At 42.6% G+C, this 8502-nt stretch carries 10 protein-coding genes; 8 read left to right on the plus strand and 2 right to left on the minus strand.

Translation table 11 applies throughout. The features are described from left to right. Window positions 1–226: 226 nt before the first annotated feature. From BJP37_RS13715 to BJP37_RS13725, 3 genes are read left to right on the plus strand one after another with little or no spacing between them, the layout of a single operon-like run. Window positions 227–685: a chemotaxis protein CheW gene (locus tag BJP37_RS13715; RefSeq protein WP_075899522.1), complete on the plus strand. Its 459-nt coding sequence runs from the start codon at window positions 227–229 to the stop codon at window positions 683–685. Window positions 686–723: 38 nt separating this feature from the next. Next, the gene (locus tag BJP37_RS13720; protein WP_075899524.1) at window positions 724–2076 is read left to right on the plus strand and encodes a CheR family methyltransferase; all 1353 of its coding nucleotides are present in this window, start codon (window positions 724–726) and stop codon (window positions 2074–2076) included. A gap of 23 nt (window positions 2077–2099) precedes the next feature. Continuing rightward, window positions 2100–3773: a methyl-accepting chemotaxis protein gene (locus BJP37_RS13725; RefSeq protein WP_075899526.1), complete on the plus strand. Its 1674-nt coding sequence runs from the start codon at window positions 2100–2102 to the stop codon at window positions 3771–3773. A 10-nt stretch (window positions 3774–3783) separates the two neighbouring features. On the opposite strand, the gene BJP37_RS39150 is transcribed toward BJP37_RS13725, so the two are convergent. Next, entirely contained in the window at window positions 3784–3939 is a 156-nt protein-coding gene (locus BJP37_RS39150; protein WP_158069571.1) for a hypothetical protein, read from the minus strand. Between the two features lie 97 nt (window positions 3940–4036). Here BJP37_RS39150 and BJP37_RS13730 point away from each other — a divergent pair, with 97 nt between their 5' ends. The 5 genes from BJP37_RS13730 to BJP37_RS13750 all read left to right on the plus strand — a co-directional run bounded on the left by BJP37_RS13730 (window position 4037) and on the right by BJP37_RS13750 (window position 7662). Further along, the gene (locus BJP37_RS13730) at window positions 4037–4690 is read left to right on the plus strand and encodes an ABC transporter substrate-binding protein (protein ID WP_075899528.1); all 654 of its coding nucleotides are present in this window, start codon (window positions 4037–4039) and stop codon (window positions 4688–4690) included. A 762-nt stretch (window positions 4691–5452) separates the two neighbouring features. Further along, window positions 5453–6205 (plus strand): chemotaxis protein CheW, encoded by a 753-nt coding sequence (locus BJP37_RS13740; RefSeq protein WP_075899532.1) that lies wholly within the window; start codon window positions 5453–5455, stop codon window positions 6203–6205. Window positions 6206–6221: 16 nt separating this feature from the next. Further along, window positions 6222–6374 (plus strand): hypothetical protein, encoded by a 153-nt coding sequence (locus BJP37_RS41030; protein ID WP_198954037.1) that lies wholly within the window; start codon window positions 6222–6224, stop codon window positions 6372–6374. Window positions 6375–6494: 120 nt separating this feature from the next. After that, window positions 6495–7217 (plus strand): Hpt domain-containing protein, encoded by a 723-nt coding sequence (locus tag BJP37_RS34420; RefSeq protein ID WP_438941536.1) that lies wholly within the window; start codon window positions 6495–6497, stop codon window positions 7215–7217. 61 nt (window positions 7218–7278) lie between these two features. After that, window positions 7279–7662: an Mth938-like domain-containing protein gene (locus tag BJP37_RS13750; RefSeq protein WP_075899534.1), complete on the plus strand. Its 384-nt coding sequence runs from the start codon at window positions 7279–7281 to the stop codon at window positions 7660–7662. A 144-nt stretch (window positions 7663–7806) separates the two neighbouring features. Here BJP37_RS13750 and BJP37_RS13755 read toward each other — a convergent pair whose 3' ends face one another. Beyond that, a complete protein-coding gene (locus BJP37_RS13755) occupies window positions 7807–8433 on the minus strand; it encodes a Uma2 family endonuclease (RefSeq protein ID WP_075899536.1) in 627 nt (208 codons plus the stop codon). Window positions 8434–8502: the final 69 nt, after the last annotated feature.

Genomic DNA, 8502 nt, shown 5'->3' on the forward strand with positions numbered 1-8502 from the left:
GAGGCAGCGCGGTCTTGGGGGTCTCCCCCATGAGCGACTGCCGTGGTTTCCCCCACTCGCGCTTTGCATCAAGACGGGAACAGCGGATCTGGGAACAAAAATTCTCACAATTCATTTAGGATTGGTATAAAAGCTAATTAGGGGTTTGAGCACTCAGAAATTTAGAGGCTAAATGATGTTAAATATCGTTATATCAATTCCCACTAATTTTCCCATCAATTAACCGATGTTAATGTTGATTTTTTATGTAGGAAATGACCTTTATGCCCTGGATAGTTCTCAGGTCGTGGAGGTAATTCCCAGAGTCAACCTCCGAAAAATACACCAAGCTCCTGACTATGTGGCTGGTTTGTTTAACTACCGAGGTGCAATTGTGCCAGTCATCGATCTGTGCCATTTAATTCAAGGTACTCCCAGCTGCTCCCACTTAAGCACACGGATTATAATGGTCAATTATATTGCCAAAAAGAATACTCATTACTGCATCGGTTTGATGTCAGAAAGAATCACAGAAACCTTAAACAAACCAGATACTGAGTGGGTCGATGCCGGAGTAAAAATAAATGACGCTCCTTATTTAGGAGAAATGATTATGGATGAAAAAGGCATGATCCAACGAATTCGGCTAGAGTATTTGTTATCGGAGTCCCAACAGATATACTTATTACCTGGAGCAGAAAATTAAAAACTACCAATTAACTAACAACTAACTAACTAATAGTAATGATTCAGGCGACTATTGAGGCTTTACTAAGAAAGAAAATCGGTTTGGATGGCAGTACTATTGGTTCTAGGCAGATTGCTAGAGCGATAGAAACCAGACGATTGGCTTGTGGCTTACCGGATCAGCAAACGTATCTGCAACAACTGCAAACCTCACCTCAAGAACTCGAATCACTGATTGAAACGGTCGTTGTCTTAGAGACTTGGTTTTTCCGGGACAGAAAACCCTTTGGGTTTCTGAGTCGTTACGTCATATCTGAGTGGTTGCCCAACCCCAACTACCCCATCCTGCGGATATTAAGTATACCCTGTTCTACAGGAGAAGAACCTTACTCCATTGCTATGACCTTGCTGGATGCGGGTTTGACTCCTAATCAGTTTCGAGTCGATGCTATTGATATCAGCAAGGAAGCATTGCACAAAGCTCGACGTGCTCTCTACAGCAGGAATTCCTTTCGGGGCAACCAACTACAGCAACAAAAACGCTATTTTAAGCAAACAGCAGATGGTTATGAATTATGTCAGTTGGTGCGCAATACCGTTAATTTCAAGCATGGTAATATTCTAGACCCCTTGGGCTTGGCTCAGAGCAACTATGACATTATATTCTGCCGCAATTTATTGATTTATTTGGATAAATCTTCCCGGTTCCGTGCTATACAACTCTTAGATCGCTTATTAATGCCTAAAGGTTTGCTGTTTGTGGGGTCTGCTGAAACAGGAGTAAGAACTACCAATCGATTTGTGTCAGTTCGCTATCCCTTTGCTTTTGCCTATCAGAAGGTGAAAGATCTTAGACAACCCCAGACCAGGAACTCTCAACAGGGGCGCAGGAGAAATTGGGAAACCTCATCGTCACTCCCGAGTCATAAGTCCCCAGTGACGCTGATCCATTCTCTCTATCCAATACAAGGGCAAAACCAGGACCAGGAGCAAGACCAGGAATACCAAACAAGATCATCTTCCCCCTCTGCTCTGGTTAATCGACAGTCTAAAGGAATCAAACAATCCTGCTTACAAAGGGAGCTTGAAAAGGGACAAGAATCCTTGCTTGAAAAAGCTAGGAGATTAGCTAATCAAGGAAATTTGGAGGAAGCGGTGACACTGTGCCAAACTTACCTAAGTCAAAATTTGACTAGTGCTGAGGCTTATGTGTTACTCGGAGAAGTCCATCAGGCCTTGGGCAATGACGAGCAGGCTGAGCAATGCTTCCAGAAAGCGGTTTACCTGAAACCGAATTCCTACGAAGCACTCTTTCATCTGGCTTTACTTCAAGAAAATCGTGGGGATCTGGCTAAAGCTACGGTAATCCGACAGCGAATTCAACGACTACAAAACCTAAAAAGTCAATAGCAACAGGGGCTACTTGGAATTAAATGAAAATTGCAACTAAACTACTAGGTCTACTAATCTTCTCTAGTTTGACCATACTTTTAGGGGGGGGAATTAGCTGGATAGGACTGTCAAAGTTAGCGAATGAAATCGGTAAGATAGCTGAAGAGGATCTTCCCCTTATCCAGCACATGACGGAAATGCAAGAAAGTCAACTTGCTCAGAGGGTTAATTTTGAACGAGCTTTTCGATTTAATTACCGATATGCAGAAAGCACCACTGCTAGAAACACATTTAGTGAAGCCAGAGCGGAGTTCAACCGAAGGGATGGATTAGTGGACGACGCTCTTATAAAAGTTGATAACATCCTCAAACGTGAAATCAAAAAAGCCTTAAGTAATCAGCAAAAAGACTACTGGTCAGATTTTAAATCTGAATTAGAGTTATATAAAAGAATGCATGATCGTTATGGTGATAAATCTGAAGAAGCGTTCAGTTTAGTTGTTGATAATCAACCCGATCAAGCGGAATTTGCTGCAGAACGGATGCAAAAGTCCGCAGAAGAACTGAAAGCAGAAATGAGGAGTCTATTGCGGCGAGCTATTACATTATCTCAAAACTCAGCCAATCTTGCGAAAGAAGACCAAAAGCGTACCATCAACATCGTACTGATTGCTTTCATTTTAATCATTGGTACTACTCTAGGTTTTGGAATTTTTGTCACCCGCGATATTGTTAATTCGTTAAACAAAGCAGTAGATATAGCAGAAGAAGTTTCGGCTGGTAATCTGAGTACCAAGGTGGAAATTACCTCAACGGATGAGATTGGACAATTACTGGAATCTCTCAAAAAGATGACTGAAAACCTTAATTCATTGATCTATAAGGTGCAGCAGTCTGGTATCCAAATGACTAGCTCCACCACCCAAATTGCTGCCTCTGGTAAGCAATTAGAAGCAACCATGACCGAACAATTAGCCTCCACCAACGAGGTGACAAGCACAGCTCAAGAAATTGCCAATACCTCTGGGGAATTAGTTCAAACTATGGAGCAACTCGCTCAGCTGTCTCAAATTACTGCTGATGCTGCTAGCCATGGTCAACAAGACCTGATGCGTATGGAAAGTACCATGCGTCACTTAGCCAATGCTACTAGTTCTATTTCTGCCAAACTGGGGGTGATGAATGAAAAAGCCAATAATATCAGTAGCGTTGTCACCACTATTACTAAAGTAGCCGATCAGACTAATTTACTATCCCTCAACGCTGCCATTGAAGCGGAGAAAGCAGGAGAGTATGGGGCTGGTTTTGCGGTTGTGGCTCGGGAAATTCGGCGGCTAGCTGACCAAACGGCAGTGGCTACCCTAGAAATTGAGACTATGGTAAAAGAGATGCAATCAGCAGTGTCAACTGGGGTGATGGAAATGGATAAATTTAGCAAGGATGTCAGTACTAGTGTCGAAAATGTCGGCAAGATTAGTGAACAAATTGCTAAAGTAATTGAGCAAGTGCAGAGCCTGACTCCCCGGTTTGAGATGGTGAATCAAAGTGTTGAAGACCAATCAAAAAGTGCTCAACAAATTAGCGAGGCGATGGTTCAATTAAGCGAAGCCTCACAACAAACGGCTGACTCTCTAAGAGATACGAATAATGCTCTGGAACGATTGGATGATACTGCCCAAGGATTACAAACAGAAGTTTCGGTGTTCCAAGTTTAGACGTAAGCTGTCAGCCGTCAGCCTTCAGCTTTTTAATCACGTAAAACTTACGAAAAAGGCTCTGGAGACGAAGATATAAGTAGTTCTGGACAACCGTAAAGATGCTGATCGCTGATAGTTTAAGAATAGCGATCGCATAGGACAATCGGATATAGCGGTTTGCCACCCGCGCTAATTACAATAAGAAGAAGTAGTCAGTAGTTAGTAGTCAGTAGTTAGTAGTTAGTATCCTAACTTAACTTAACCTACACGCAAACCGCTATATGTTAAGCAAACACATTTCCAATCAGTTAAAGCTTCTGGGTCTAATTATTTTATCTCTATTTTTATCTCTATTGCTTGTTTTGGTATCAGGTTTCTCAGGGAAGAGCCAAGAGGATGATATTGTGTTGGGAATGTCTGCTGCATTTACAGGAGCATCTAGAAGTTTAGGCATTGAATTGTATAGAGGTTCAATGGCTTATATAGAAGATATTAATCGCCAAGGCGGTATCAATGGCAAACAAATTGTGATTCAGGCTTATGATGATGGATACAATCCCACTAGGGCGATTAAAAACACCATTAATTTGATTGAAAATGATGATGTATTTCTACTCTTTGATACTGGGATAGATTATACTACAAATTTGATTAATTCGCAAGTGGTACCCAGTTACAATGACACCTCCCTAGCTGCTGTAAGTGACTATCGAGCATTGATGGATCAATATAACCCGATGCCTCCGAAGAATTTCAGCTCGGCAGAATACAAACCCCTTAGGTATAGTTTTGTTAGTCTGGAAGGGTTTCTGAATGCAAAACTCCTAGTTGTGATTCTACAAATGATGGGGGATAAGGTTGACAAGGCTCGGCTCAGACAGGCGCTTGAGAAGGTCAAAAACCTTGACCTAGGGATGGGTGCATCTCATATTTGAAAATATTACGTAGGGTGCGTTAGGGGCGGCTCGCCGTCATTTTCCAGCTCGTAGCCAGCTTTGGGAAAGTCCGCCCCGTAACGCACCACCGAATCAAACAGCTTTTAGGAGATGCACCCCCTAGGGATTAATGCGCCAGTCTCATTTAGTGCTTTTAGAAATCAGGGACTCAATAATGTCTATTACACTACTGTTGAGCAAGGTCAATGGGGTGCATCTCATATTTGTAAAAAAGTTGCTAGTGGTGCTTCAGGGGGGGTCTCATTTTCCGCTCAAGCGCCAGGGTTTAGACAGCCCGCCCCGTAACGCACCACCTTGTCAAACAACTTTTAGGAGATGCACCCTCCTAGAAACGCTATAAGTAGGTAATAGGTAATAGGGAACAGCGGATCTGGGAACAGCGGATCTGGGAAGAGAGAATAGGGAATAGCGATCACTGCATCAAGAGGTGCGACCCGTGGCGAATTTAATTCTTAATGGTAAGAGCGCACCTAACAGGGAATCAACATCAAAGAATACTGTACCTCATAACGACGAAAAACGTTATATCTAGCAAATGAAGGATCAAGGATTAAGGATTGGATGAAATGGGAATTGGAGGGATAGTATTGGAAATAGTGTATATTCGGATAATACTATCGAAATCTTAGCGTTTATTCAATAAATACGTGAATTAAAATTTACAAAAATATCAATTTTTTTTCTAGTTAAACAACTAGCACAAATTGGTTTGATATTAACGTTTAATATACTCCTGAAGTAATGCAATATAAAACAAGTAATCAACCAATTTTTAACGATTGTTGGAACCAAATCGGAGTGACAGGCGATCGCTCCTGCCCAGAACTAAAAACCTTCATTCATTGCCGCAACTGTCCGGTTTATTCCTTAGCAGGGCGCGGCTTGCTTGAACGTGAACCGCCTCCAGGTTACATTAATGAATGGACTAACTTACTGGTTTCCCAATCTGTGCCGCAACGGGAAAGTGCTCTGACACAACTAGGGGAAACCATATCCGTAATTATCTTTAGGCTAGGAGTAGAATGGTTGGCATTGTCTGCAAAGTTATTCAAAGAAGTAACCCAGCCTTGTGTTATCCACACTATCCCCCACCGCAGCAACGAGATCTTACTGGGAATTGTGAATATTCGTGGGGAAATCCTAATGTGCGTTTCCCTCAGCCATCTCCTTGGTTTGGAAGATAATCCTGCTAACTCAGATTCCGAGCAATCCAAAATCCAACAGCCCTTAACTCTAAAATCCAAAACCAATGTGAGTAGTGTGATGTATCAACGGATGGTGGTTGTGGAAATTGAGGGCAACCGATGGGTCTTTCCCGTTGATGAAATTTTTACTGTTCAACGGTTTCATGCTAATGAATTACTCGATGCACCAGCGGTTATTTCTAACGCTACATATACTTATACAAAATGGATAATTAACTGGCAAGATAAAAAGGTGAATTACTTGGACGATGAGTTATTGTTTTACACCCTAAATCGGAAGATTACGTAACCCGATGGGGTGATGAGTGGAAAGTGCTATCTATGTAAGCATTCAGCTATCAGCTATCAGTCATCAGCTATCAGTCATCAGCGAACAGCGATTAGCGCTACGCGCACGCTACGCGAACAGCTTTGGGTCTATGGCCACGCTACTTGAGGTGCGAACAGCTTTTGAATAAAATAAACTGACGGCTGACCGCTGACAGCTGACCGCTGAATGCTTACAAAAGATCATCAATCTAAACTCTAAACTCTAAAATCCTATGACAGACAGCGGACAAGATATGAGCAATTTCTCCATGTTGGATTTATTCCGCATGGAGGTGGAAAGCCAAGCAGCGATATTAAATGACAAGTTATTGGCTCTGGAAAGTAATCCTTCCTCCAGCCAAGAATTGGAATCCCTAATGCGTGCTGCCCATTCCATTAAAGGTGCTGCCCGCATTGTCCAAATTGATGCTGCTGTTAACATTGCTCATACCATGGAGGATTGCTTTGTGGCAGCTATGAATAAAACCATTACCCTCAAAGCAGCTCACATCGATGTCTTGCTACAAGGTGTCGATTTCCTCCAACAAATCAGCCAAGTTGGTGAAATGAATTTAGAGCAATGGTTGTCTGAACATGGGCAAGCCATTGAACATCAGAGTATTGCGATCGCAAAAATTCTGGCACCGGAATCTGCACCCTCCTCCCCACAGCAGCCATCTCCATCTCCTCCCCCTAATGCCTCCGAGCCACAGAAGTCGGAAAAACTAAGCGCTATAGATTATCCTTCCGAAGTTTCCACTGTTGATAGTACGAATACAGCTATAGAGACTCAAGAGCAAACTGTTGATCAGCAAACTGTTGATCAGCAAAATCTTGATCAGGTAGTAACTCACCAGGCTCAAACCGATTCTCCCCCTCAAGTACCTAGTCAGGAATCTNTTTATACTGAATTTTGCCCCCCTAGCCCCCCAACTTTGGGGGGAATAAGAGTCAATTTGCTTCTAAAAGTCCCCCAAAATTGGGGGATTTAGGGGGCTTGGATGTAGCAAATGAGACTTCTCAGACAACCTCTGAAATAGAAAGGCAATAGTTATGAACAAATCTCCGACAAGCCTAATTAGTCATATCTCTTGGGGTCGTATGGAAGTAACCAATAATGGTGAAACTTATCAATTTAAAGATTGTAAAGTATGGCCGGGAGGTGCTAAGGAATGGGATTGGAGACTTACAGGTACTCGCCATCAGCCCGGTATTCAACCCGCCGATATCGAAGAAATTTTGGCACAGGGTATAGAGTTTATGGTTTTGTCCCGTGGTATGCAACTAATGCTACAAACCTGTCCTGAAACTGAGGAATTGCTCAGTCAAAGAGGAATTGAGTATTATATCGGCCATACTAAACTAGCTGTAGACCTATTCAACAGTTTGATGCAACAAGGTAAAAAAGTCGGAGGTATATTTCATTCCACTTGTTAACTTGTTATCAGCTTGAGCAAGGATGGAAAAAATTAAATTAGCAATAGTATGTTTAGCGGGGTGTTCGGGATGTCATATACTAAAGGGAACAGGGAACAGGGAACAGGGAGTAGGGAAAAGGGAACAAAAATTATCACAATTCATTTAGGATTTATAATCAAATGTCACTCTGCGATACAGTGCTTCTAAACTTACAGAAAAGTTGACACTTTCGAGGGTAAGCGATGCAGCGCGGTCTTGGGGGTTTCCCCCACTCGCTATTGCATCAAGAAACGTATCCCCTTTTTCATAGGGATAAAGCACCCAAAACCCTTGCTGATTACGCCTAAAACATTCTACTCCTATTGTCTCTGACTGGATTAGAACATACTCCTGCAAGGTTTTTAGCTTGCGGTATTTGGCAAACTTACTGCCCCGGTCGTATGCCTCTGTAGAGGGTGAGAGCAGTTCTACAATCAGACAGGGGTACTGAATAAACTGGTTAGACTCTTGATCTCTGGAATCACAAGTTACTACTACATCTGGATAGTGGTAGGAACGAACTGAAGATATTTTTACCTTCACATCTGCGATATACACCTCACAGCTACTGTCTTGTAGGTGAGTATTTAGATCACTGGCCAGATTTAAAGCAATCCGGTTGTGGGGTTTCGAGCCTCCGGTCATGGCGAAGACTTCCCCATCGCTATACTCGTAACGAATCTCCTGAGTCGGTTCCCACTCCAGGTATTCTTCGGGAGTCATCCGGTAACGCTGTGGATTAGCAATCATAGTTTTTTGGAATCAATAGACTTCTTGCAGAAGTCGGGAACAGGGAACAGCGGATCTGGGAACAGTGGA

It is taken from the genome of Moorena bouillonii PNG, assembly GCF_001942495.1.
GTDB lineage: Bacteria > Cyanobacteriota > Cyanobacteriia > Cyanobacteriales > Coleofasciculaceae > Moorena > Moorena bouillonii.

Coding starts and splice junctions, on each gene's coding strand:
- BJP37_RS13715 (WP_075899522.1), top strand. CDS start 227: ATGTTAATGTTGATTTTTTATGTAGGAAATGACCTTTATGCCCTGGAT.
- BJP37_RS13720 (WP_075899524.1), top strand. CDS start 724: ATGATTCAGGCGACTATTGAGGCTTTACTAAGAAAGAAAATCGGTTTG.
- BJP37_RS13725 (WP_075899526.1), top strand. CDS start 2,100: ATGAAAATTGCAACTAAACTACTAGGTCTACTAATCTTCTCTAGTTTG.
- BJP37_RS13730 (WP_075899528.1), top strand. CDS start 4,037: ATGTTAAGCAAACACATTTCCAATCAGTTAAAGCTTCTGGGTCTAATT.
- BJP37_RS13740 (WP_075899532.1), top strand. CDS start 5,453: ATGCAATATAAAACAAGTAATCAACCAATTTTTAACGATTGTTGGAAC.
- BJP37_RS13750 (WP_075899534.1), top strand. CDS start 7,279: ATGAACAAATCTCCGACAAGCCTAATTAGTCATATCTCTTGGGGTCGT.
- BJP37_RS13755 (WP_075899536.1), bottom strand. CDS start 8,433: ATGATTGCTAATCCACAGCGTTACCGGATGACTCCCGAAGAATACCTG.